The sequence below is a fragment of the Acidovorax sp. genome (genome assembly GCF_046291265.1).
Classification (GTDB): Bacteria; Pseudomonadota; Gammaproteobacteria; order Burkholderiales; family Burkholderiaceae_C; genus Acidovorax.
This window is the reverse complement of record NZ_JBKBTV010000038.1, coordinates 1-23,622: the sequence shown is the minus strand read 5'-3', so window position 1 is coordinate 23,622 and position 23,622 is coordinate 1. Positions and strand designations below refer to the sequence as shown.

19 protein-coding genes are annotated in these 23,622 nt (G+C 63.2%); 4 read left to right on the top strand and 15 right to left on the bottom strand.

Annotated features, from left to right (window positions below; genetic code table 11):
* Nucleotides 1-8 precede the first annotated feature (8 nt).
* From wecC to ACK41V_RS14840, 13 genes are all read right to left on the bottom strand, one after another.
* The gene (wecC, locus tag ACK41V_RS14900) at nucleotides 9-1,229 is read right to left on the bottom strand and encodes a UDP-N-acetyl-D-mannosamine dehydrogenase (RefSeq protein ID WP_409783382.1); all 1,221 of its coding nucleotides are present in this window, start codon (nucleotides 1,227-1,229) and stop codon (nucleotides 9-11) included.
* Nucleotides 1,230-2,369, bottom strand: a complete 1,140-nt coding sequence (gene wecB, locus ACK41V_RS14895; protein WP_409783381.1) for a non-hydrolyzing UDP-N-acetylglucosamine 2-epimerase — start codon at nucleotides 2,367-2,369, stop codon at nucleotides 1,230-1,232.
* A 73-nt stretch (nucleotides 2,370-2,442) separates the two neighbouring features.
* The gene (locus tag ACK41V_RS14890; protein WP_409783380.1) at nucleotides 2,443-3,918 is read right to left on the bottom strand and encodes a lipopolysaccharide biosynthesis protein; all 1,476 of its coding nucleotides are present in this window, start codon (nucleotides 3,916-3,918) and stop codon (nucleotides 2,443-2,445) included.
* Entirely contained in the window at nucleotides 3,915-5,075 is a 1,161-nt protein-coding gene (locus tag ACK41V_RS14885; RefSeq protein ID WP_409783379.1) for a TIGR03088 family PEP-CTERM/XrtA system glycosyltransferase, read from the bottom strand. The genes ACK41V_RS14890 and ACK41V_RS14885 overlap by 4 nt, the downstream gene beginning before the upstream one ends.
* Nucleotides 5,072-7,018, bottom strand: a complete 1,947-nt coding sequence (locus tag ACK41V_RS14880) for an XrtA/PEP-CTERM system amidotransferase (protein ID WP_409783378.1) — start codon at nucleotides 7,016-7,018, stop codon at nucleotides 5,072-5,074. Before ACK41V_RS14880 ends, ACK41V_RS14885 begins: the two co-directional genes overlap by 4 nt.
* Complete coding sequence (xrtA, locus tag ACK41V_RS14875) at nucleotides 7,019-8,605, bottom strand: exosortase A (protein WP_409783377.1); 1,587 nt, start codon at nucleotides 8,603-8,605, stop codon at nucleotides 7,019-7,021. It lies immediately after the preceding gene.
* Entirely contained in the window at nucleotides 8,602-9,816 is a 1,215-nt protein-coding gene (locus ACK41V_RS14870) for a TIGR03087 family PEP-CTERM/XrtA system glycosyltransferase (protein ID WP_409783376.1), read from the bottom strand. Before ACK41V_RS14870 ends, xrtA begins: the two co-directional genes overlap by 4 nt.
* 63 nt (nucleotides 9,817-9,879) lie before the next feature.
* Nucleotides 9,880-10,758: an XrtA system polysaccharide deacetylase gene (locus tag ACK41V_RS14865; protein ID WP_409783375.1), complete on the bottom strand. Its 879-nt coding sequence runs from the start codon at nucleotides 10,756-10,758 to the stop codon at nucleotides 9,880-9,882.
* A gap of 5 nt (nucleotides 10,759-10,763) precedes the next feature.
* The gene (locus ACK41V_RS14860; RefSeq protein WP_409783374.1) at nucleotides 10,764-11,894 is read right to left on the bottom strand and encodes an XrtA/PEP-CTERM system-associated ATPase; all 1,131 of its coding nucleotides are present in this window, start codon (nucleotides 11,892-11,894) and stop codon (nucleotides 10,764-10,766) included.
* Nucleotides 11,895-11,897: 3 nt separating this feature from the next.
* The gene (locus ACK41V_RS14855; RefSeq protein WP_409783373.1) at nucleotides 11,898-13,463 is read right to left on the bottom strand and encodes a TIGR03016 family PEP-CTERM system-associated outer membrane protein; all 1,566 of its coding nucleotides are present in this window, start codon (nucleotides 13,461-13,463) and stop codon (nucleotides 11,898-11,900) included.
* Nucleotides 13,464-13,486: 23 nt separating this feature from the next.
* Entirely contained in the window at nucleotides 13,487-14,458 is a 972-nt protein-coding gene (locus tag ACK41V_RS14850) for an XrtA-associated tyrosine autokinase (protein ID WP_409783372.1), read from the bottom strand.
* Nucleotides 14,459-14,473: 15 nt separating this feature from the next.
* On the bottom strand, nucleotides 14,474-16,033 hold the full coding sequence (locus ACK41V_RS14845; protein WP_409783371.1) for an XrtA system polysaccharide chain length determinant: 1,560 nt from the start codon (nucleotides 16,031-16,033) through the stop codon (nucleotides 14,474-14,476).
* A gap of 81 nt (nucleotides 16,034-16,114) precedes the next feature.
* Nucleotides 16,115-16,750, bottom strand: a complete 636-nt coding sequence (locus ACK41V_RS14840; RefSeq protein WP_409783370.1) for an XrtA/PEP-CTERM system exopolysaccharide export protein — start codon at nucleotides 16,748-16,750, stop codon at nucleotides 16,115-16,117.
* Between the two features lie 254 nt (nucleotides 16,751-17,004).
* On the opposite strand from ACK41V_RS14840, the gene ACK41V_RS14835 reads away from it, so the two are divergent.
* Complete coding sequence (locus ACK41V_RS14835) at nucleotides 17,005-18,204, top strand: amino acid aminotransferase (RefSeq protein WP_409783369.1); 1,200 nt, start codon at nucleotides 17,005-17,007, stop codon at nucleotides 18,202-18,204.
* A 176-nt stretch (nucleotides 18,205-18,380) separates the two neighbouring features.
* Nucleotides 18,381-18,926 (top strand): PEP-CTERM sorting domain-containing protein, encoded by a 546-nt coding sequence (locus tag ACK41V_RS14830; RefSeq protein ID WP_409783368.1) that lies wholly within the window; start codon nucleotides 18,381-18,383, stop codon nucleotides 18,924-18,926.
* A gap of 63 nt (nucleotides 18,927-18,989) precedes the next feature.
* Here ACK41V_RS14830 and ygiD read toward each other — a convergent pair whose 3' ends face one another.
* Nucleotides 18,990-19,850 (bottom strand): 4,5-DOPA dioxygenase extradiol, encoded by an 861-nt coding sequence (gene ygiD / locus ACK41V_RS14825; RefSeq protein WP_409783367.1) that lies wholly within the window; start codon nucleotides 19,848-19,850, stop codon nucleotides 18,990-18,992.
* A gap of 160 nt (nucleotides 19,851-20,010) precedes the next feature.
* Between ygiD and ACK41V_RS14820 the strand changes: the two genes are divergently transcribed.
* Both ACK41V_RS14820 and rsxB read left to right on the top strand, forming a co-directional pair.
* On the top strand, nucleotides 20,011-21,456 hold the full coding sequence (locus ACK41V_RS14820; RefSeq protein ID WP_409783366.1) for a polyhydroxyalkanoate depolymerase: 1,446 nt from the start codon (nucleotides 20,011-20,013) through the stop codon (nucleotides 21,454-21,456).
* Between the two features lie 55 nt (nucleotides 21,457-21,511).
* Nucleotides 21,512-22,168, top strand: coding sequence for an electron transport complex subunit RsxB (gene rsxB / locus ACK41V_RS14815; protein WP_409783365.1), 657 nt, complete (start codon nucleotides 21,512-21,514; stop codon nucleotides 22,166-22,168).
* Nucleotides 22,169-22,181: 13 nt separating this feature from the next.
* Here the strand turns inward: rsxB and ACK41V_RS14810 are convergent, their stop codons facing one another.
* Complete coding sequence (locus tag ACK41V_RS14810) at nucleotides 22,182-23,588, bottom strand: methyl-accepting chemotaxis protein (protein WP_409783402.1); 1,407 nt, start codon at nucleotides 23,586-23,588, stop codon at nucleotides 22,182-22,184.
* Nucleotides 23,589-23,622 lie beyond the last annotated feature (34 nt).

The following is a 23,622-nucleotide window of genomic DNA, read 5'->3' as shown; positions in this document are numbered from 1 at the left end:
TCCCGCAGTTACCGCAGCACGCCTTTGGTGTCGATGACGACCTTGTCCTTGATCACCTGCGGATCGATGTCGGTGAACTCGTGGTGGTCCACCAGCAGCAAGAGGATGTCGGCCTTTTTCAACACGTCCTTCAGGTCGTGCAGCGGGAACGGCGCCTTTTCTTTGCTGACATTGGGGTCGCATGCCATCACGGTACCGATGCCCGACTTGAGCAACAGCTTGACGATGTCCATGGACGGCGATTCGCGCAGGTCGTCGATGTTGGCCTTGAATGTGAGGCCCAGGCAACCGATGACAGGGTCCTTGAAGCGCTCGGCCTTGGCGCGAACTTTTTCGATGACCCAGTGCGGTTTTGCATCGTTCACCTCACGGGCAGTACGGATCAGGCGCGCTTCGTCGGGTGCGCTGGAGACGATGAACCAAGGGTCCACTGCGATGCAGTGACCACCCACGCCCGGGCCCGGCTGCAAGATGTTCACGCGCGGATGGCGGTTGGCCAGCGAGATGGTTTCCCACACGCTGATGCCCAGCTTGTCGCAGATGACTGACAGCTCGTTGGCAAACGCAATGTTGACATCACGGAACGAGTTTTCCACCAGCTTTGACAGCTCGGCGGTGCGGCTGTCGGTTTCCAGAATGGCGCCGTTACAGAAAGTTTTGTACAGCGTGCGCGCTTTGGCGATGGCCGCCTTGGTGGTACCGCCGATGATGCGGTCGTTGTCCACCAGCTCGCGCAAGATGTGGCCGGGCAACACGCGTTCGGGGCAATGGGCGGTGTGCACCTTGCCAGCGAGTTCGGGGCGCAGGCCGTTGATGATGCTCTCGATCACCTCGGTGGTGCCCACGGGCGAGGTGGACTCCAAGATGACCAGGTTGTCTTCGCGCAGGTAGGGCGCTATGGCCCGGGTGGCGGCCTCCACATACGAGAGATCAGGGGCCTTGGGGTTGCCGCCTTCTTCCTTGAACGGTGTGGGCACTGCGAGGATGAAGGTGTCACCCTCTTCCGGCGTGAGCGAGGCGCGCAAGTTGCCGCTGTTCACGGCGGAGCGCACCAGGATGTCAAGGTCGGGCTCAATGATGTGGATGCGCCCCGAGTTGATGGTGTTGACCGCCGACTCGTTCACGTCCACACCCAGCACGGTGTGGCCTTTGGTGGCGAGCATGGAAGCGGTGGGCAGACCGATGTAGCCCAGGCCCATGACGACGATTTTCTGCAGTTCGCGTGCCATTTATTGTTTTCCTTTCAAGGACAAGATCGATTGAATGATGCGTTCGACGGCCTTGCCGTCGCCGTAAGGGTTGTGCGCTCGGGACATGCGTGTGTACTCGGCTTCATCGGAGAGCAGTCGGCGGGTTTCCCCCACGATCTTCTCGCGCGAGGTGCCCACCAGCCGCACGGTCCCGGCGTCCACCGCCTCAGGTCGTTCGGTGGAGTCGCGCATCACCAGCACCGGTTTGCCCAGCGAAGGCGCTTCCTCCTGCACGCCGCCCGAGTCGGTGATGATCAGGTAAGACCGGTCCATGAGGTACACAAAAGGCAGGTAGTCAACCGGGTCGATGAGATGCACATTGTCGAGCTTGCGCGCCGCCAGAATGTCGGCCACCGGTTGGCGTACGTTGGGGTTCAGGTGCACGGGGTACAAGACCTCCACGTCGCTGTGCTCGGCGGCAATGTCGGCCAGGGCCTGGCAAATGTTTTGAAAGCCTTCGCCAAAGTTTTCTCGGCGGTGGCCGGTGACGAGAATGAGCCGCTTGGCCGGGTTCAGGAAGGCAAAACGCTCTTTCAGGGTCTTTTGTGCCTCTGCGTCGTTGCGCAGCTTGTGCACCACGGCCAGCAGCGCGTCGATGACAGTGTTGCCCGTGACGTGGATCGTGGCTGGCGGCACGCCTTCGCGCAGCAGGTTGGCTTCGGCCGCACTGGTGGGGGCAAAGTGCAGGTCGGCAATGGCGCCGGTGAGGCGGCGGTTCATTTCTTCGGGGTAAGGCGCCTGCTTGTTGCCGGTGCGCAAGCCCGCCTCCACATGGCCCACGGGCACCCGCGCGTAGTAGGCGGCCAGACTGGCGGCAAGCGTGGTGGTGGTGTCGCCGTGCACCAGCACCAGGTCGGGCTTCTCCTGCAGCAGCACGGGTTTGAGGCCGGCGAGGATGTTGCCGGTGATGTCGAACAGGTCCTGCCCCGGTTTCATGATGTTGAGGTCGTGCTCGGGCACGATGTCGAACAGCTTGAGCACCTGGTCGAGCATTTCGCGGTGTTGCGCGGTAACGCACACCACGGTGTCGATCTCGCCAGCGCGGGCCTGCAGGCCCTTGACCAGCGGCGCCATCTTGATGGCTTCCGGGCGGGTGCCGAAGACGACCATGACTTTCATCGTTTAACTTTCTTCAGAGACATTGCACTACCTTGGACTTGAACAAAAAAGCGCGAAGACGGGATTACCAGCATCAGCCACGTGCCAGCCGCCATCGCGACTGGACCACATCCACCACCGTGGATTCCAACCCTTCGGGACGCCCCACCAGCCACCAGCTCAGAAAAGCCCAGGCCGAGTAGAGCGCGAGACCCGACACCCCGCCGAGCACGAGCTGTTGCCAGCTCGCAAGATGCGGTAGCGCGGTGATGCCCATGCCCATGCCATGCAGGCCGGCTGCACCGGCCAAAGGGCGCCACAGAGCCTGCAACACCGCACCAAAGCGCAGATCGCAGAGCTTGTGGGTATAGAACGCTGTCATACCCGCGTTGAACAGACTGGAGATCAAACGGGCCCAGACCAGGGCGATCAAATGAAACGTGGGCAGCAGCAATGCAACACACACGACAAAAACCACCAATTCCATCCAGACAATGGCGCTCAGGGAGCGCGTGTGACCACGAAGTACCAGCAGCGTGAATAGAGGGCTGACCGAGAACTGTGCAGCCGCGGCCAGCGCATAGAAAGCAACGTAAGAAGCCGCCTGTGTCCATGAGGGTCCGAGCACAACCGCCGTCAGCGGAACTGCGAACGCCGCCACTCCGGCAGAGATGGGGATCGTCAGCGCATTGACGGCAGCGACAGTTTTGAGCACGGCCGCATTGATTCGCTTCAGATCGTCCTGGATCGCCGACAGCACTGGCAGGAAGGCTCGCACCATGGGGGGGCCCAGCTCGCTCACGGGCATTCTCCCCAGGTCTCCGCCAACGTGATACTCACCAAATTCTTCCGTGGTGCCCACCCGCCCGGCAATGATCTCGTCGCTTCTTCGGAGAAAGAACGTGCCCAGCGACGACAGCATGAGCCAGCGCGTCACAGCCCAGATTTCGCCCATGCGGCTGGTGTTCCAGCGGGGACGGTAAGGGTGAAGCGCGTAGCTCAACACAAACGTCACAACATATCCAGAGACGATTCCCACCACCAGCGCCCGGTAGTCCCGGAAAAAATAACCGGCAAGAAGGGTCACAATCACCCGCACCACGTTCGAACCCACATTGACGCGGAAATCGACCGAAAACTTCAGGTCCTTCTGCGCCAGGGTCAGGCCGATGTTGCTGGCTCCGTCGATCAGCATGCAGGCCGCAAAAACCCAGAGCACGTCCTGCACTCTGGGCTCCTTGAAATAGCTGGCGGCCAACGTTGCACCAGCCATCAACACAAGGGCAAGAACCCCGCCTTGGATGATCTTCAAGCTCCATGCCGAGTCAATTTCGTCGCGAGACACCTCACCTTTGCGCAGAAGTGCGGTGCCAACACCAAGATCCGTCATCGCATGGACCATGGCAACGAACAGCATGGCCATGGCCACGATGCCGTAGTCGGCAGGCAGGATCAGCCGGGCCATGATGACGGTGTTCACGAAGCCCAGTGCCTTGATGGACCACCGGGTACCGACGGTCCACATCGCCCCCATGATCAGCGCGCGCTTGGGATTGGCGTTTTGTGTCATGCGGCTTGTCGCCCAGAAAAAAGCCGAGCGTACTGATCGACCATGACCTGCAGGCCGAAGCGGTCCAGCACTGTTTTCCTCGCACGAACGCCCTGCTCGAGCGCCGCCTGCTTGTCCCGGAAAACGGTCGCTATCGCCTGAGCCAAGGCAACCTCGTCATCGGGCGGAACCAGCTGACCGTTCAAGCCGTGCTGCACCAGTTCGGGCGTGCCCCCCACTGCTGTGGCCACCACCGGCAGGCCGCAGGACATGGCCTCTTGCAGCGTACAGGAGGTGCCTTCGGCTTGCGATGGCAGCACAAAACAATCAAACCGGGACATGAGTTGGGGCACGTCGGAACGCGTGCCTGCAAGCCAGGCCAGGTCTCTCAGGCCGTGGCTTTCAAGGATGCTTTCAACCTCGGATTTCAAAGGTCCATCACCCACCATCACAAGTCGCATCGAGGCGCGGGCTTGCGGGGATTGAGACACCAGGTTCACGAACGCACGCGCCAGCAGAGGTTGATTTTTCACGGTCTGCATGCGCCCAACGGCGCCAATGAGCCAATGGTCGGCCTCGGAAAAGGGACAGTCTGGCAAAGTCCCACGCCTCGTGTCTGCGGGACGGAAGAGATCGGTGTCCACACCATTGGCAATCAGGCTCCTGCGGCGCAGTGGAACTCCCACGCGGTCCGCAAGGTAACAAAACAGGTCTTTCGACACCGCCACATAGTGACTCACAAAAGGCCGGTAGAGCTTGCGCACGCGCTGGTACTTCTTGCTCTGCCCGTTGGGATCGTGCGCGTCCCAGCCGTGCTCGGCATGCACACGCAGCGGTACGCGCGCCAGCCACGCCAGCGGCGTGATCTCCAGCGCGGCCAGATTGCATGTGTGCACCACGTCGGGCTTCAGTTCGCGCAGTAGCTTGTAGATGCGCGGGTACAGGGGGATGGCGTGGCCGGGCTGTTTGTGCATTTCGATGAAGCGCACGCCGGGCTGGGTGATGCGGTTCTTGAAGTCGCTGATGGTGGTGAGCGAGAGCACCACGTGTTCAAACTGGTCGGCGGGCAGGCGATTGATCAGCTGAACGATGACGTTTTCCAGCCCGCCCACGTCAAAGCTGTACACCACGTGGACGATGCGCTGGCGGCGCACGGTGCTGGTCATCGGGGTGGTCATGCGTGTACGGCCACGGGTGCGTTGGCGACAATGGGCGAGGTCTGAACTGGCGCCTGCGCCTGGCGCAGAAACGCGTCGAACATGATCAGCATCCACAGCGCGGTGGAATGGTCAGACTGCCGGCTCAGGTGCTGGTCGATCAAGGTGCGCAAGGTGGCTTCGTTGAAGTAGCCGGAGTCCAGCATGCGCTGGCTCAACACAGACTCGCGCATGCGCTCGGCCAGCGGGCCGCGCAGCCAGCTGGCCAGCGGCACCGAAAAGCCCATCTTGGAGCGGTACAGGATGTCGTTGGGCAGCAGTGGCTCAAAGGCTTTCTTGAAAACGTACTTGCCTTCGCCGCCGTTGATCTTCAGGCTGCTGGGCAGCGTGGCCAGCCATTCGATGAGCTGGTGGTCCATGAGCGGTTCGCGCACTTCGAGCGAGTGGGCCATGCTGGCGCGGTCGACCTTGGTGTTGATGTCGCCGACCAGCCAGGTTTTGTAGTCCAGGTACTGAATGAGCGCCAGCGGGTCGTCGGTGTTGGCGCGCTCGGCGTGGCCACGGAACACGGTGATGGAGTTGTAGCCGCCCAAGCTCTTCTGAAAAGCTGGCGAAAACAGCCGCTGGCGCTGGTCGGCGCGCAGGTGCGACATGCTGTGGTGGTAGGCCTGCACCGAGTCCATGGCCATGGCCTGGAACGTGGTCTTGGCGCGGAACATGCGCGGCGCCCAGTCGGCCTTGGGGTACAGATGGCCCAGCGAACCAAACAGCGGGCCGCGCAGGCCGTGCGGCAAACGGCTGCGCACGCTCTCTTCGCCCAGGTGCATGCGGTATCGCCTGTAGCCACCCAGGCTTTCGTCGCCCCCGTCGCCCGAGAGCGCCACGGTCACGTGCTTGCGCGCCATCTGACACACGCGGTAGGTGGGGATGGCGGAGCTGTCGGCGTAGGGTTCGTCGTAGAGCCATGCCAGGGTGTCGATGAGGTCGAAGTCGTCGCTCTTCACCACTTCCAGGCGGTGGTCGGTCTGGTAGCGGTCGGCCACCTGTTGGGCAAAGGCGGACTCGTTGAAGCGTGGGTCGTCAAAGCCGATGGCACAGGTGTGCACCGGGGTGGTGGACAGGCCGGCCATGGTGGCCACCACGGCGCTGGAGTCGACCCCGCCGGAGAGGAACGCGCCGAGCGGCACGTCGGCCTTGAGGCGCAGCTTCACGGACTCGCGAACACGATCACGCAGTTCGATTTCGGCGTCGGCCTGGTTGATGGTGTTGTCGTTGGTGAAGTGCACGTCCCAGTACGGCACGGGCTGGGCCTGTGTGGCGTCGCCCCGGCGCAAGGTCAGCGTGTGGGCAGATGGCAGCTTGTGTGCGTTGCGGTAAATGCAGCGCGAGTCGGGCACGTAGCCGAACGAGAAGTAGTCTTCCACCGCCAGCGGGTCGATGTCGCGCGCAAAGCCGGGGTGCGCGGTGATCACCTTCAGCTCGGAGCCGAAGATGAAGGTGCCATCAGCCAACCAGGCGTAGTGCATCGGTTTCACGCCCATGCGGTCGCGCGCGAGAAACAGGGTTTGCTGGTTGCGGTCCCACAGGGCAAAGGCAAACATGCCGCGCAGGCGGTTAACGCACTCGGGGCCCCAGGCTTCCCAGGCGTGCACGATCACTTCGGTGTCGCTGCGCGTCTTGAAGGTGTGGCCCAGCGCCTGGAGCTCGGGCACGAGCTCTTCAAAGTTGTAGATCTCGCCGTTGAAGACGATGCCCACGCTGCCGTCTTCGTTGAACAGCGGCTGTTGGCCGGTGGCGAGGTCAATCACCGACAGGCGCCGGTGGCCCAGGGCCAGGCCGGGTTCGAAGTGCAGGTCGTCTTCGTCGGGGCCGCGGTGGGCCTGGATGTTGTTGATGCGCGAGGCCAGCGCGCGGTCAAAGTCGCGCGTGCCTAGCGTGTCGAACAAGCCGGAAATGCCGCACATTCAGGGCGCCCCTCGCGTGGTCTTCAGGGCGACTTCGATGGCGCTGCCCTGGCTCTGCACGAAGCCCTGCAGCACGGCCGTGGCGGCCGCGCGTGCGTCGGCATCGGTGAGCTGCGGATCGAGCGGGGTGTAGATGACCACAATGGCTCCGTCGTCGCCCTGCCCGGTGATCCGGCTCAAGGCACCCTGTATTTTGGCCAAGGCATCGCTGGCCGTGAAGCGGTTGTTGACCCAGTAGAAGCGCCAGACCTGCAGGCGCTGGCTGTTGGAGGCGAGGCCTCCAGTCTGGTCGCGCAGCGTGGCGGCGGCCACGGTGAGTGGCTGGCCGGCCAGCTGGATGGTGGCGCTGCCGCCCGACACCTGGGACCACTGTTTGTCGTCGCTGGTCACCAACACGTTGACCGAAGTCACCAGCTTGCGTTCGTAGTCCTGGTCGCGGTAGTAGCTGAGATGCAGACCCACAGTTTCGCCCTGCGGACCGGTGAAGCCAAGATGGCTGGTGGCTGAGGGGAACTGGAACGCGGGGACCCAGTTGCTAGGCGGCGTGGTGGCGTTCTGCCAGGGTGACTGCGCCTTTGGTGCACTCAATTCCACCTCGTTTGTACTGGTGCCAATCGCCAGCAGGCGCTCGAGCAGATGCGGTGAAGCAACGATCAACAATGCCGCCAAGGTCGCCATGGCTGTGGACTTGCCGCGAGTTGCTGCTGCGTTGCTTGCAGTCGGCGTCAAAGGACCGGAGGCCGGCGCGGGCGCATCGGCCCAGCGGGCACCGATGAACAACATGAAGACAATCACCACGCCGAAAAACACCCAGCCGTAGATGAGGTGGTCCACCCCAGTGGCCAGTTCGTTGCCCGAGAGATGGCCAATCATCACAATCATGTAGGCGCGCAACCAGTTGGCGACCAAGGGCACCAGGATGGCGACACCCATAAAGATGAGGCGCTTCTTCAGGCTGCTGTAGCTCAAGTACGCAAACAGGCAGCCCACCGTGACCGAGGCGATCATGTAGCGGATGCCACTGCAGGCCTCGACCACCGACCACGCACCCGACGGGATGATGAACTGGAGGCCTTCCCGGTACACAGGAATGCCGCTCAAGCGCAACGCAAACACCGTGAAATCGGCAGTCCATTCCATGAGCTGAGGCAGCATGAAATCGCCAATGGGCACGGCAAAAAACAGGAAGCCTAAGGGAAACGCCATGGCCAATGCCACCGACCATCCCAGGACGGAGGGCACCGCCAGCACAAGCAGCAGCACCAGAGAGAAATGTGTCACCGCGTTCACTGCCACAAGATCGCCAGCGAGCCAGAGCGCCGCCGCGCCCAGCATGAGGATCCACGCCAACGGTGAGGGACGTGGAACATGAACGGCAAGGGAGTGGCGGATGCGCCAGATCAGCCACAGCGTGATGAAAGGCACGACGAAGCCGTGCGCATAGGTATCGGAAACCGACCAGATGGCCACCATGCCACGGCCGGTGTGTGCATACAGCGCCAGGATGGCGATCAGCAGAACAACCAAGGCCAACACGGGACCTCGCCATTGCTTGGGCACCGCGAGTGCAAGTGGTGAATTCTTCATGCACGGGCTCCCGTTGTGTGAGGAAAGCAGGCGTCCAACCCCTTCATGTGGTCGGCCCAACGGAAATGCCAGCCGACGTGCGCGCGCGCAGCTCGGCCCAGCGCCATTGCAGCGTCTGCGCTTTCAAACAACATGTTCAACGATGCAAGAAAGGCCGAAGGTTCACTGGCTTGCAGCAACCCTTCTTCGGCAGATGCGCCAATGGCTTCAGCACAGGCTGGCACGGTGATGACGGGCTGGGCCATGGCCATCGCCTCAAGAATCTTGTTTTGCACGCCACGGGCCACCCGAAGCGGCACGACCACCGCGCTGGCGAACTGAAGGTAGGGACGAACGTCCGGAACAGTTCCGGAAATCCTGACGCTGTCGCTGGCCAGTGCCAGCACGTCTTTCGATGGATTGCGGCCAACAATGTGAAAGCACGCCGTGGGCCAGCGCGCAAGCACCAGCGGCATGACGTTTCTTGCAAACCATTTGACACCGTCGACATTGGGCCAATAGTCCATGGCCCCCACAAAGACGATCGCCTTCTCGTCAGCCGAAAACGGGCTTTGGCGATCCAATGCGCGGGAAAAGTATTCAGCGTCCACGCCATTACTCAGCGTTTTGATGCTCGCAGCGCTCTCCGGGGCCAGTGACTGAAACAAGGCGGTCTCGACTGGGGTCACAAAAAAGGACGGCGTAGAAATAGATGCGATGGCTTTCTCGGCGCGCAGCAACTGATCCGCCTCGCGTTGATAAATCCAGGAAACTGGCCAACGATGTGCCGGGGCATAGTCGCGCCATTTGCAGGAATCGACGTCGACAAAATCGACCACCATGGGTGTTTGAGGCAGCAGGGGCTCGGCGTATTGCGCCATGGCGGATGTGAACACCAGGCTTGCCTGCAACGGGTGCTTCGCCTGCGTACGCTGAACCCACCTGCGCATGCCCGCACTTCTGTAAAAAGCGATGGTGAGCGCCTCGCGCCTGATCAATCCTGTCAGGCTGAGAAATTTCGACACCTTGGGATGGATGCGTTCCACATGCAGATCCGGGCAAAGTGCCTTCAGCGCGGGCAGATGCTCGTCATCGTCATGGGTATCGATGAAGGTCCCCAAAAACACCCTGTGGTGCTGTTGCAGGTGTCGCAAGAGGTGGTACGAACGCACCTTGTCACCCTTGTTCGGGGGATACGGCATGCGATGCGCGAGGAAGAGGACATTGCCCATGACTGCCTTGCGCCCGTTCAACGGGACGCGTTCAAAGCCAGGCTCGCACCGAATGATCGCGGGTCAGACAACCGGCACCTCTGTCAAACGATCGGGCGCGCGTTCCTTGAGAAAAATGTCGTCCATGCGGCCCCAGCGGAAATCATCCAGCAGGCGCGCCAGGCGCTGTTCGGTGCGGCCGATGTTCACGTAGTGCCGAAAGCGCGTCTTCAGATCGATGCCGGGAATACGGGGTTGATCGGCGTCGATTTCCCAGGGGTGGAAATAGAAGATGGCGGACTCGGCATCGCGCTGGTTCACCTGCTGCAGCATCCAGCGCGAGAGCGCGTAGGGCAACAGGCGGAAATAGCCGCCACCGCCGGACGGCAGGTTGCGGTTGAACATGCGCAAGGTGGTGGGCGGCACTTCCATCAGACCGTCGCGGATCTGGTGCGCAAAGCGCGGCGCGTCGGGCATGCCGTAGTGGTCGTGCTTGACCGGGTAGATGCTGGAGCTGTAGCGGTAGCCCGCGCGCAGCAAGGTGTCGAGCGCCCAGAGGTTGCCGGTGCCGATGGAGAAGCTGGGCGCGCGGTAGCCCTGCACTTCGGTGCCCCCGATTTCTTCGAGCAAGGCCTTCGCGTGCGAAACGTCGTGGAAGAACTCGGCCTCGGTGAGATCGGACGCGCGCTGGTGGCCATAACCGTGGCTGGCAAGTTCGTGGCCCTCGGCCACGATGCGGCGCACCATGTTCGGGTACCGCTCGGCCACCCAGCCCAGCGTGAAAAACGTGGCCTTGGTGTGTTTGTCGTCCAGCAGCTTGAGGATGCGGTCGATGTTGTGCTCGACGCGGCATTCGCGACTGTCCCAGTCGGCGCGGTCGATGTGGGGCGCAAACGCCGAGACCTGGAAGTAGTCCTCGACGTCGATCGTCAGGGCGTTGGTGATGGGTGCGCGGGTGAGCATGGCGGTCACTTGGGCAGGTCGGTGGTGGGGCCTGCGGCGCGGGGCTTGCGGGCGGCGGCCACGATCTTCTTGAGCGAGCTCAAAATTTCCAGGCTGATGCGTTCCTGGCGCAGCACGCTGCGTTCCATGCGCAGCAGGCGCGTGCTGAGCTGCTCTGCCGACACCCGGGTCAGCTGGTCGTTCATACCGTCCACCAGATTGGCGTCGAGCGCGAGCTCGGAAAGATCCATGTCGTCGTTCAGCCAGGTGGGAGCGGCGCTGGCACCGGCGTTGGGCAGGTGCGCCCAGCGCTCCTGGTCTTCGGCCACACGCGAGGGCGCGGCCGAGTTCTCCACCTGCATCTCGGCCACCACCTCGTTGAGTGCCTCCAGCGTGAGGTGCGTCATTTCGGAGAGGTAACCCAGCAGCAGCAGGCGGTCACACAAGGTGTTGATGCGCCGCGGAATACCGCCGGAGTGCTGGAACAGCGCGGGAAAGATGGCGGGCTCGAACGTCGGCTTGTCGGTGGCGCCCGCGCACTTGAGGCGGTGCTCCACATAAGCGCGGGTGTCTTCTTCGTCGAGCGGGCCCAGGTGGCAACGCGCGGTGATGCGCTGGCGCAGCTGCAACATGCTCGGGCCTTGCAGGATCTCGCGGAACTCGGGCTGGCCCACCAGAAAGGTCTGCAGCAAGGCCTGGTCCCCAAACTGGAAGTTGGAGAGCATGCGCAGCTCTTCCACCGCCAGCGGCTGCAGGTTCTGCGCCTCGTCCACGATCAGGAGGCAGCGTTTGCCCTGCGTGGTCTGTGTGATGAAGAAGGCTTCGAGCGCCATCAGCATGTCGGCCTTGCCGGTGCCGCGCACCGGCACGCCAAACGCGGCGCACACCAGCTTGAGCGCGTCTTCAGCGCCGAGTTGGGTGCTCACGAGGTGCGCGGCCACCACCGAGCCGTTCTCCAGGCTGTCGAGCAGGTCGCGCACGATGGTGGTTTTGCCGGCACCCACTTCACCGGTGATGACGATGAAACCCTCGCCACGCATGACGCCGTAGACAAGGTAGGAGCGAGCGCGCCGGTGCGGCTTGCTGCTGTAATAAAAGCGGGGGTCTGGGTTGAGCTGGAAAGGCTTGCTGCTCAGCCCGTAGAAGGCTTCGTACATGGATCAGAACCGGTGGGTGATGAAACCCGAGATGGCGGTGTCGTTGTAGGAACCGGAGGAGCCGTTGTAGTTGCCGCGCTGCAGCTGGACGCTGGCAGAGGTGCGACGACTCAAACGGGTGCCCAGGCCGACAGAGGCCGTGGTGGATCGGAGATTGAGGCCGGAACTTCCGGTGCTTTTCTGGTTGGTCAGCCCCGCGTTGAACGATGTCAGCGGGGTCATGCGGTGCGCGTAGTTCAGGCTCCACCCCTGTTGTTCGATGTCGGTGTTGAAGTCGAAGTCGTCACCACCGCTGACGATGGTGTCCAGGCGGCTGGAGTCGCTGCGATAAACCGAGAGCGTCCAGACGCTGCGAATACCGGAGAGCGCCACAGAGAGGCGTTGCACGCGGTCGAGGGTGGCGGATGAGCTCAGGAAGTTCTGAACAGCGAGCGCGTCGGCTGGCAGGTTGTAGAACTGCAACAGGTCGTTGACAAACCTCGCGCGAAGGATCGGGTCTGGAATGAGCTGCTGGTATTGCTGGTCGAAGAAGTCGAAGTTCGTACCGAGCGACACAGCCCCCTCTTGCAATGGGTTGTTGGCCACACCCTTGCTGTCGGTGTAGCTCCACAACGTCCGTCCCGTGCGGTGCTCCAGCGTGATGTTGTGGCCGTTGCCAAAGTAGCGGTCTTCCAACCCCACAAAGACCCGGGTGTTCTGCGAAGGACGCCAGTCCACGTTGATACCGGCCGTGTTGTACGACTGTTTCTGCAACGTGATGATGTCGTTGGACTCGACCCCTGCGAGCAGTGTCACCTGCAACTGCGGTGAAACGGCAACAATCAGCCCGCCCTGCGCGCTGCTGGACTCGGTGTCGCGACCGCGGCTGTAGTCGGTGGCGCCCGATGAGGCGTTGAACGACCAGCCCAGGGTCTGCCCGGCGGGGCGGCTGCCCAGGCGCATCGAGACGGACTGGTCGGTGATGTCGGACCTTGCCGCGGTGTCCGTGTCGGCGGTCTGCAGGCTATAGCGCAGTTCGTAGTCGGTATCGCCCGCGAAGCTGCCGCGCAGGTAGGGCGAGAAGCGGAAGCTGGCTGTCTCGGACTGGTTGGTGTCGGACCGGCCGTTGACCGACTGTGGGCCAAACGCGGAAATGGCCTGGTTGGACACCACACCCGACAAGTCGATGAAGGCCCGGTTGTCCCAGGCGTTGACCTTGGCGTTGGCGTTGAGCGAGTTGCGAAACTGGTTGCCCGAGGTGCCCTGTGCGTAGTACAGCGCGCTCAGCGAGTAGTCGATGAAACCCTGCACGCTGGGGGTGTTGAACACCGCGCGGATGCCTGGCGTTACCTCGGTGGTCTGTTCGCTGCGCGCGTTGGTGGACAGGTTGCCGTTGGTGGACAAGGTCTGCCCCACCGTGACGCGGCGCTCGATCCAGACCGAGGGTTTGGGGCCGGGCGCATCCGCCGAGTCCACGCTGTCTTGCGCATGCGCCACCGTGCCCAGGGCAGCGGCGGCCAAGGCACCCAGTGCAAACACCGCAGATCGCTGCGCGAGCGCGGAAGGCACTGGAATGCGGCGGGTCTTCACGGGATCCGTCCTGGTGCGGCGATTCATGTTGCCGCAGCCACCGGGACATTGGCGTCGGCGGCCTGGCTGGTGGTTTGCCCGTAACCGTAGCCATAGCCGTAGCCATAGCCGTAGGCGTCCTGGTCACCGCCACGGGCCTGGTTGAGCAGCATCAGCTTGACCGGGCAAGCCTCGATGGTGGTCATGGCGTGCTGAACCTGCGATTGCAGGGTCTTCTCCGCCTGCACTACCACAATGATTTGACCCATGTGGGTCGCCAGCACACGGGCTTCGGTGGTCAGCAGCAGGGGTGGAGAATCAAAAATGATGATGCGGTCGGGATACCGCTGGCCCATCTCTTCGATCAGCGAGGTCATGGCGTCGCTGGCCAGCAGCTCGGTGGCGCGCGGGTGCGGAGAGCCGCTCAGCAGCACGCTGAGCTTGTCCACGTTGGTGCGAAGCAAGACGTCCGACATCTGGGTTTTCCGGTCGATCAACAAATCGAGCAGGCCTGGGCCGGCGGCCAGTCCCAGGGCCTGACGCAGAGAAGGCCGGGCCACGTCAGCGTCTACCAGCAGCACCCGGTAGTCCAGCTCCATGGCAATGCTCATGGCCAGGTTGATGGCGGTGAAGCTCTTGCCTTCGCCGGGCATGGCGCTGGTCACCATGATCAGGTTGCCGTTGGGCACGGGAGCAGCGCCCTTGCCGGTGGCGTTGGCCAGCAGCGGGCGCTTGATCACGCGGAACTGGTCGGCGATCGGGGAACGGGGGGCGTTGGGCGTCACGAACCCGGCCACGCGCAGCGTCTCCAGGTCCATCTGCACCGCCTTCGACTGGACGCTGTCGGGCGCGTGGGCTTCGGACGGCACCGCGCGTGCCGGCGCGGCACCGACGGAAGGCGCTGCGACCGCCTTGGCAGGCACAGCAACCGGCGCGGGCGCATCAGCGGGAATGTCGGCACCCGCCTGACGCAACTGCTCGAGCCGTTGGGCGGCCTTTTCAATGAGACTGGACATGATGGGCAATCACCTTCAAAGACCGGCGCGGTAGGACATCACCGCGATACCGACCACAAACACGACCACCAGGGCCAACACGGACGCTGCGAAACGCATGAGGCTGCGGCGTTCCCGCTGACGCAGGGCGTCGTGCTTGACCAGGGTGACCACGCCCAGCAAGGGCAAGTCAGTGGCCGAACGCAGCGAATTCGCATCAAAGAACACCGGGCGGACCTGGCTCATCAGGAAAGTGAAGCCCAGGCCCGCGGCCAGCGCAGCCAGCAGGGCCAGCGGCATCAACAGGATGCGGTTAGGTGCCACCGGTTTCGGATCGGCCCGTGGCGGGTCGATCACGCGAAAGTCAGCCAGGCTGGACGCGCTTTCGAGTTCACCGCTCATGGTGATGGACTCGCGCCGCGCCACCAGGTCTTCGTAGTTCTTGCGGTTGATCTCGTAGTCGCGGTTGAGCTGGGCCTGCTCGGCTTCGATCTGCGGAGCCGCCCGCATCAGTTCGCGGGCGCGGGTGGCACGCGACTCGAATTCAGCCACGCGGGCACGCAACGAAGCCACCTGCACCTCGGCCGCGGAGTTGATGCGCGAGAGTTCGAACAAGGCGGGATTGGTTTCCATGGTCGGCTGACCAGGGTTCGCGGCTGCAGCGCGCTGCAGATCGGCCACCTCCTTGCGCTTCTGATCTTCCAGCTCCTTGATGAGGCGGCGCGTGTTGACCACATCGGGGTGCTGCTCGGTGAAACGCTGCAGCAGGCTGTCGAGGTTGCGTTTGAGCGGATCGATGCGGGCGTCGAGTTCGGGCGTTGCAAACGAAGGGCCACCACCGGCCGCCGGCGTGGCGCGTTGCGCAGCGCGGGCCTGGTCGAGCTGGCGCCGCGCGGCTTCGCGGGCGCTTTCTGCCTCGCGCAGTTCCAGCTTGGCCTGGTTCAGGGTGTTGACGATCTCCGTCATGCGCCCCGCCATGTCCATGCCACCCTGGGTCTGAAGATCCAGGTTGCGCAGGCGGAAATCCTTGAGTCGTGTTTCGGCTTCGGTCAGCCGGGTCTCGTAGTTCTTGATCTGGTCTTCAATGAAGCGGCGGGCCGTGTCCGAGTCCGACTTGGAGTCGCCCAGGCTGGACTCCACAAAGATCGTCATGAGCGACTGCACGACACGCAACGCCTTGTCGGGGCTTTCGCCGCGGTAAGACAAGGTGTAGAGGTTGTCGCGGCCGGTGGAGCGGATGGCCAGCGACTGCGTCACCTCGGTGATGAGCTTCTCCTGCTGTTCCTTGGACTTGGCGCCCAGGTCCAGGTCGGCCATGCGGATGAGTTTTTCCACCGTCGGCCGGCTGATCAGCGTGCGGCTGAGCATGGTGACCTGCTGCTCGATGTTGGGCTGAACCGCCAGGCCGGACATCAAGGGCCGAAGAATGGACTGGGTGTCGACATACACGCGCGCCGAAGCTTCGTAGCGGTCGGGCATCATGAAAATCACGGTGGCCGTGGCAGCGGCCACGAGCCAGGCGACCAGCACGCCGAGGCGGCGGTACTTCCACATCCCCCGCAAGAAGGTCGTTATTTGATCAATGAGGTCTTGCATGCAAGCAACTGTGGGTGACAGCAAAAATGAAAAGAAACCACCGCGCGCACGGCAGCGGTGGTCAGAGCCAGAGGCTCGGGATCAGAACCAGCCCTGGGGAATGATCAGGATGTCGCCAGGCAGCATTTCAACGTTGGCGGAGATGTCGCCGCGCTTGACGAGGTCTTGCAAGCGCACGCCATAGCGCTTGTTGTTCTCGCTGGCGCGAATGATGGTGGCCTTGTTGCCGTCGGCAAACTCGGTGAGGCCGCCCACGGCAATCATCACGTCCATCACGGTCATCTTCTGCTTGTAGGGCAGGAACTGGGGCTTGGTGGCCTCACCGACCACGCGGATCTGTTCGCTGTAAGGGCCCACGAAGTTGGTGACGATGACGGTCACGACCGGGTCGCGCACAAATTTGCCAAGGGCTTTTTCAACATCGCGCGCGATTTCGGTGGGTGTTTTGCCCTGGGCGACCAGTTCGTCCACCAACGGGGTGGAGACCTTGCCATCGGGACGCACCGGCACGGTGGAGGACAGCTCGGGATTGCGCCAGACGTTGATGTTCAGGGTGTCGCCAGGACCGACCTTGTATTCGTAGGTGGCGCTGGCTGCCGTTGTGGGCGCCGGGGGGCTGGCGTTCTGGGTTGCACAACCCACCACACCCAGGACCAAGGCCACCAATGCGGTACCGCGAGCCAGGGTGCGGATGAGTTCTGAAGTATGTTTTTGCATGGTCCTGGTCCTCAAAAGCACGGTCAAATGTTAATAAAAGTTAACGGTCTTTTTGAATATACCGCACACCCCCACGGCATGACTACCCGCAACGTGTGACGAAGTACCCAAAGTGAGGAGGGTCGCACACTACAGGAGATTTCGTGCTTCCTACGCGCGCTGCCGCACCAACGGACGCCCTCGCCGCATGGCTGTACAGACCCGCCGATTAAAATGCCAGGTTGTCCCGCCCACCAACCCTCAGGAACTTCAGCATGTCTCTCTTCACCGCCGTCGAAATGGCGCCGCGCGACCCCATTCTGGGTCTGAACGAACAGTTTGCCGCCGATACCAACCCCAACAAGGTCAACCTGGGCGTGGGTGTGTATTTCGACGACAACGGCAAGCTGCCGCTGCTGCAGTGCGTGCAAAGCGCTGAAAAGACCATGATGGACAAGCCCACCGCACGTGGCTACCTCCCCATCGACGGCATCGCCGCCTACGACGCTGCGGTCAAAGGCCTGGTGTTCGGCGTGGATTCGGAGCCCGTGAAGTCCGGCCGGGTGGCCACCGTGCAGGCCATCGGCGGCACAGGCGGCCTGAAGATCGGCGCGGACTTCTTGAAGCGCCTGAATCCGGATGCCACGGTGTTGATCAGCGACCCGAGCTGGGAAAACCACCGCGCCCTCTTCACCAACGCCGGGTTCACCGTGGGCAGCTACGCCTACTACGACGCCGACAAGCGCGGCGTCAACTTCGACGGCATGCTGGCCAGCCTGAATGCGGCTGCGCCCGGCACCATCGTTGTGCTGCACGCGTGCTGCCACAACCCCACCGGCTACGACATCACCCCCGAGCAGTGGGACCAGGTGATCGCAGCCGTCAAGGCGCGCAGCCTCACACCGTTCCTGGACATGGCCTACCAGGGCTTTGGCCACGGCATCGCCGAAGACGGCGCCGTGATCGCCAAGTTCGTCGCTGCCGGCCTGGTGTTCTTTGTCTCGACCTCGTTCTCCAAGAGCTTCAGCCTCTACGGCGAGCGCGTGGGCGCCCTGTCGGTACTTTGTGACAGCTCAGAAGAAGCGTCGCGAGTGCTGTCCCAGCTCAAGATCGCCATCCGTACCAACTACTCCAACCCACCGATCCACGGCGGCGCGGTGGTGGCTGCCGTGCTCAACAACCCCGAACTGCGTGCGCTGTGGGAAAAAGAACTCGGCGAGATGCGCGTGCGCATCAAGGCCATGCGCCAGAAGCTGGTGGATGGTCTGAAGGCCGCCGGCGTGAAGCAGGACATGGGTTTCATCACCAGCCAGATCGGCATGTTCAGCTACTCCGGCCTGAACAAGGACCAAATGGTGCGCTTGCGCATTGAGTTCGGCGTTTACGGCACCGACACTGGCCGCATGTGCGTGGCCGCGCTCAACAGCAAGAACATCGACTACGTCTGCCAAGCCATTGCGGCGGTGAGCGAGTAACCGTCGCCACTGTCGAGATCCTTTACAGATTTGTTTCAGAAAGTTGCAAAATCCCTTTTAGATCCTTGTTATTAAAGGGAAAAATATACCGGCATGGGTATTGCTTTTATGGAACGTGCAGTGGTGAACATTCCGCTTCAAAGCTGCACATTCATCCAAACAAAGAAAGCTCTCTCATGTTGAAAACCCTCAAGGTGTTGCTGGCAGGTGCTGCACTGGCACTGGCTTCCGTCTCGGCGTCTGCAGCGGTCTGGACCCAAACGATCGATCAACGGCCCGATGTCTACATCGGCCCTTCGTTCACCTGGACCCACGATCTCACGACCGCGGGCTACAACGCCGGCAGCGACAGCATCAGCAGCTTCAAGCTGTCGCTGAAGATGTACGACGATGGTGACGGGATTTGCTTCTTCATTTTTTGCTCACCCGACCTGAGCTTCGAGAAGGCCTTTGCTGATCTTCCAGGTTCTGCCGCAGACGGCCTTTGGGAAGTTGACAACAGCTGGTACACCACCGAAGGCACCTTGGGCATGGTGGCCACTGGCCTGCTCAGCAGCACCGGCAAGCTGGAGATCACCTTGAAGTCTTTCCTTGGCGATTTCTACCTCGACAAGTCGACGCTGACCGCTACCGGCAAAGTGCCAGAGCCAGGCGCCTTGTCACTGCTCGGCCTCGGCCTGGCTGGCTTGGCCTTCGTCCGCCGCCGTCAGCAAAAGCAGTAATTTCAAACTGCTTGCCTTCTGAAACCCGTCATCCGGCGGGTTTTTGCATTGGGGCGCTTCTGTTCACGCCCAGACCACAGAGCGCATCGAAATCGAAGCGCCCTGGAATCCCTCGTTGAAAAAGCGCGGCTCGTCATCCGCATGCACCGCGCCCGCCGCATACAGCAACGGCAGGTAGTGCTCCCAGGTGGGATGGGCCATCTGCGCGGCGGCACCCAGATGCTGGAACTCACACAAGGACGACAGGCGCCTTTGTGCGATGTGCTCCGCCGTGACGCGGTCGAACTCGATGGCCCAGTCGTAGGCCTGGTTGTCCGCGGCGTCGCGGCGCATGGTACGCAGGTTGTGCACCACGTTGCCACTGCCCACGATCAACACACCCCGTTCGCGCAAGCTTGAGAGCTGCTGGCCGATGGCGAAATGCTCGGCAGCGGGGCGGCCGTAGTCCATGCTGAGCTGGATCACCGGGATGTCCGCCGCCGGGAACATGGGCTTGAGGATGGACCACGCGCCGTGGTCCAGGCCCCAGTCGTTTTCATCCAGCGCCAGTGGCTGGTTGGAGGCCGGTTGCCGCACGGACTGGCTGATGAAACGCGCGGCCTGGGGCGAACCCGGCGCGGGGTATTGCTGGTCGAACAGTGCCTGGGGGAAACCGCCGAAGTCGTGGATGGTGCGCGGCTGGGCCATGGCGGTGAGCTGCCAACCCGGCGTGAGCCAGTGGGCGGAAATGCACAGGATCAGGCGCGGCGGCTGCGCCCGCGCCAGCAGTTCACCGCCCAGGGCTTGCCAGCTCTGGCGCCAGCGGTTGTCCTCAATGGCGTTCATGGGGCTGCCGTGGCCCACGAAGAGCACGGGCATGCGCTCGGTGACGGGCAGATCGCCCCATGAGGTCGCCAAGGGGGGTGAGGCAAAGGTGTCGGACATGGCGTCGGAAGGGTCGGTGCCGTCTGGCCGACGGCTGGAATCGGTGGTCTGGATTCTTTCACGAAGGTGACAGATGGCCCTGTAAATTAGGTGTTATCACGCTAACGTTCGCCAGGCCAGGCTGCTATATTGCACTGCAACATAACGAAGCAGGACACCCATGCTGTACCAGATTTACGAAACCCAGCGCTCCATGATGGAGCCGTTTTCAGACCTGGCCGAAGTGGCCGCCAAGCTGTTCACCAATCCCTCCCTGCCCCTGGCACAACTGCCGATGGCCCAGCGCATTTCCGCGGGCTACGACCTGATGCACCGCCTGGGCAAGGACTACGAGAAGCCGGTGTTCGGCATTCACACGGTGGATGTGGACGGCATCGAAGTCGCGATCCACGAGCGCATCGAGATCGACAAGCCGTTCTGCGAGCTGCGCCGCTTCAAGCGTTTTTCCGACGACACCAACACCCTGGCCAAGCTCAAGGGTGAGCCGGTCGTGCTGATCGTCGCGCCACTCTCCGGCCACTACGCCACGCTGCTGCGCGACACTGTACGCACCATGCTCAAGGACCACAAGGTCTACATCACCGACTGGAAGAACGCCCGCCTGGTGCCGCTGTCCGAGGGTGAGTTCCACCTCGACGACTACGTGAACTACGTGCAGGAGTTCATTCGCCACCTGCAAAAAGGCTACGGCAACTGCCACGTGATCAGCGTGTGCCAACCCACCGTGCCGGTGCTGGCGGCGGTGTCGCTCATGGCCAGCCGGGGCGAAACGACCCCACTGTCCATGACCATGATGGGTGGCCCGATCGACGCACGCAAATCGCCCACCGCGGTGAACAACCTCGCCACCCAGCGCGCGCACAGCTGGTTCGAGAACAACGTCATCTACCGCGTGCCCGACAACTTCCCTGGCGCCGGCCGCCGTGTGTACCCCGGCTTCCTGCAGCACACCGGTTTCGTTGCCATGAACCCGGACCGCCACGCGACCAGCCATTACGACTACTTCAAAGACCTGGTCAAGGGCGACAATGAGAGCGCCGACAGCCACCGCAAGTTCTACGACGAGTACAACGCTGTGCTCGACATGGACGCCGACTACTACCTGGAAACCATCGACACGGTGTTCCAGGAGTTCAAGCTGGTCAACGGCACCTGGGATGTGAAAAACCCTCAGGGCAAGCTGGAGCGCGTGCGCCCGCAAGACATCCAGCACACCGCCCTGCTCACGGTAGAAGGCGAGCTCGACGACATTTCGGGTTCGGGCCAGACCGCCGCCGCGCACGACCTGTGCACCGGCATTCCCAAGACGCACCGCATGCACTACGAAGCCGCCGGCGCAGGCCACTACGGCATCTTCAGCGGTCGCCGCTGGCGCGAGTTCGTGCACCCGGTGGTGAAGACCTTCCTGAAGGTGCACCAGCCCACGGTGGTGCCTGCACCGGTGGCGGCCAAGGCCGCTGCAGCGCCCAAGCCGGCAGCGCCCAAGCCGGTGAAGGCGGCGGCCAAGGCTGCCGTCAAGACAGCGGCCAAGGCTACCCCGGCCAAGGTCGCCAAACCCGCAGCCAAGGCACCCGCCGCCCGCAAGCCGCGCACCACGACCGCCTGAGACGCATCACCTCGGGAGCCCGGCGCCTTCTGCAGGCGCCGCTATATTGGCCGTCATGAACGAGCTCGCCCGGCGCATTGACGCCGCCCTGCCGCAAACCCAGTGCACACGCTGCGGCTACCCCGACTGCGCGAGCTATGCGCTGGCCATCGCGGAGGGCTCTGCTGACATCAACCAGTGCCCGCCCGGCGGCGCGGAGGGCATTGAGCGCCTGGCCGCCATCACCGGCCGACCCGCTACACCGCTGAACCCGCACAACGGCATTGAAGGCCCGGTGACGGTGGCTGTGATCGACGAGGCCTGGTGCATCGGTTGTACGCTGTGCATCAAGGTTTGCCCGACCGATGCCATCGTCGGCAGCAACAAGCGCATGCACACCGTGATCGAGCCGGTCTGCACCGGCTGCGAGCTGTGTTTGCCGGTGTGCCCGGTGGACTGCATTTCACTGGAAATCGTCAGCGGCGAGCGCACCGGCTGGCAGGCCTGGACGGCCGAGCAGGCGCGTCAGGGTCACGCGCGTTACCAGGCCCGCCAGCGCCGTCTGGCGCGCGAAAAAATCGAGCACGACGCGAAACTGGAAGCCAAGGCCGAGGACAAGCTGGCCGACCTGGCCTCGCACTCGCAGATCACCGACGAGGCCTTGCTGGACAAAAAACGCGCCGTCATCGAAGCCGCGCTCGCTCGAGCCCGGGCCAAACGCACGAGCACGTGAACCAGCGTCCGAATCAGGCCGTCTGGCGCGCGGCCGCGGTCTTGTAAACGCCGCAGCCCACGTAGAGGTCATCGACCTTCACCACGTAGGACATCTTGGCCTGGATGCTGCCGTTGGCCGGGTTGCCGATGTCGTACTCGACCCAGCCCGGGCCGGCCTCGGCCTGCGACACGATGGCATCGAGCAGCGCCTGGCCGTCGATGCCGGGGATGTCCTGCACACGGCTGCCCACCTTCTCGGGCTTGCCGCCGAACGCGCGGTACACGCCGCTCTTGTCCAGCGCGAACACGTACATGTCGCGATCAAAGAAGTTGTTGGCGGGCGTGGTGATGTCGCGCACGAACGCGTCGCGCCCGCGCTGCTGGCGCATGGCCTGCGCCTTGTCCACCAGCTGCATGGCCTCTTCGGCCGTACCTTGCTGCAGCATGAAGGACGACACCGCCTTGGACAAGTGCGCCGCGCGCTGCTCCAGCTGATCGGCCTGCGCCACGGCGCGTTCGACCATCTGCGCATTGCGCTGGGTGATCTCGTCGAGCTGCGACACGGCCGACGAGATCTCGCTCAAACCCGTGCTCTGCTCGGCGCTCGACGCCGAGATCAGCGACATGTTGGCCGCCACGCCGCGCACGCCGTTGGCGATCTGCTGGATGCTGCTGCCCGCGGTGCGGATCTGCGCCACGCTGGCCTCCACCTGCAGGCGCGAGGCCTCGATGAGCTGGCGGATCTCTTTCGCCGATGCGGCCGAGCGCTGGGCCAGCGAACGCACCTCGGCCGCCACCACCGCGAATCCCCTGCCCTGCTCGCCTGCGCGCGCGGCTTCCACCGCCGCGTTGAGTGCCAGGATGTTGGTCTGGAACGCCAGGCTGTCGATCACGCCGATGATGTCGTTCATCTGCTGCGCGCTCTTCTGGATGCCTTCGACCGACTCCACCGCGCGCCCCATCGACTGCGCACCCGACTCCGCCACGTCGCGCACCTGCGCGGCCTGGTGGTCGGAGTCGCCGGCGGTCTGGGCGTTTTGCTGCACGGTGCTGGAGAGTTCGTGCACGCTGGCGGCGGTCTGCTCCAGGTTGGCAGCTTGTTGTTCAGTGCGGTCGGCCAGATCGCGGTTGCCGGTGGCCAGGCTCTTGCCGGCGTGGGCCACCAGGGCCGAATTGCTGCGCACCTCGGCCACCATGGCCGAGAGGTTGCCGACCATGCGGTCGAGCAGACGGGTGAGGTCGGCCAGCTCGTCGCTGCCGCTGGCTTTGAGCACGGTGCGCAGGTTGCCCGACGCCGTCTGCTCCATGCTGGCGAGCACCTGGCGGAAGTCGCTCATGAAGCTCACATAGAAGCTGAGCATGAGGTAGGCCAGCACCGCCGCGCCACCGAGTTCGATGCCCAGCACCCAGGCGCTGGCCGAGGGCGGCCCCGAGACCACCCAGATGAACACCTGCGGCAGCAGCGAAGCCGCG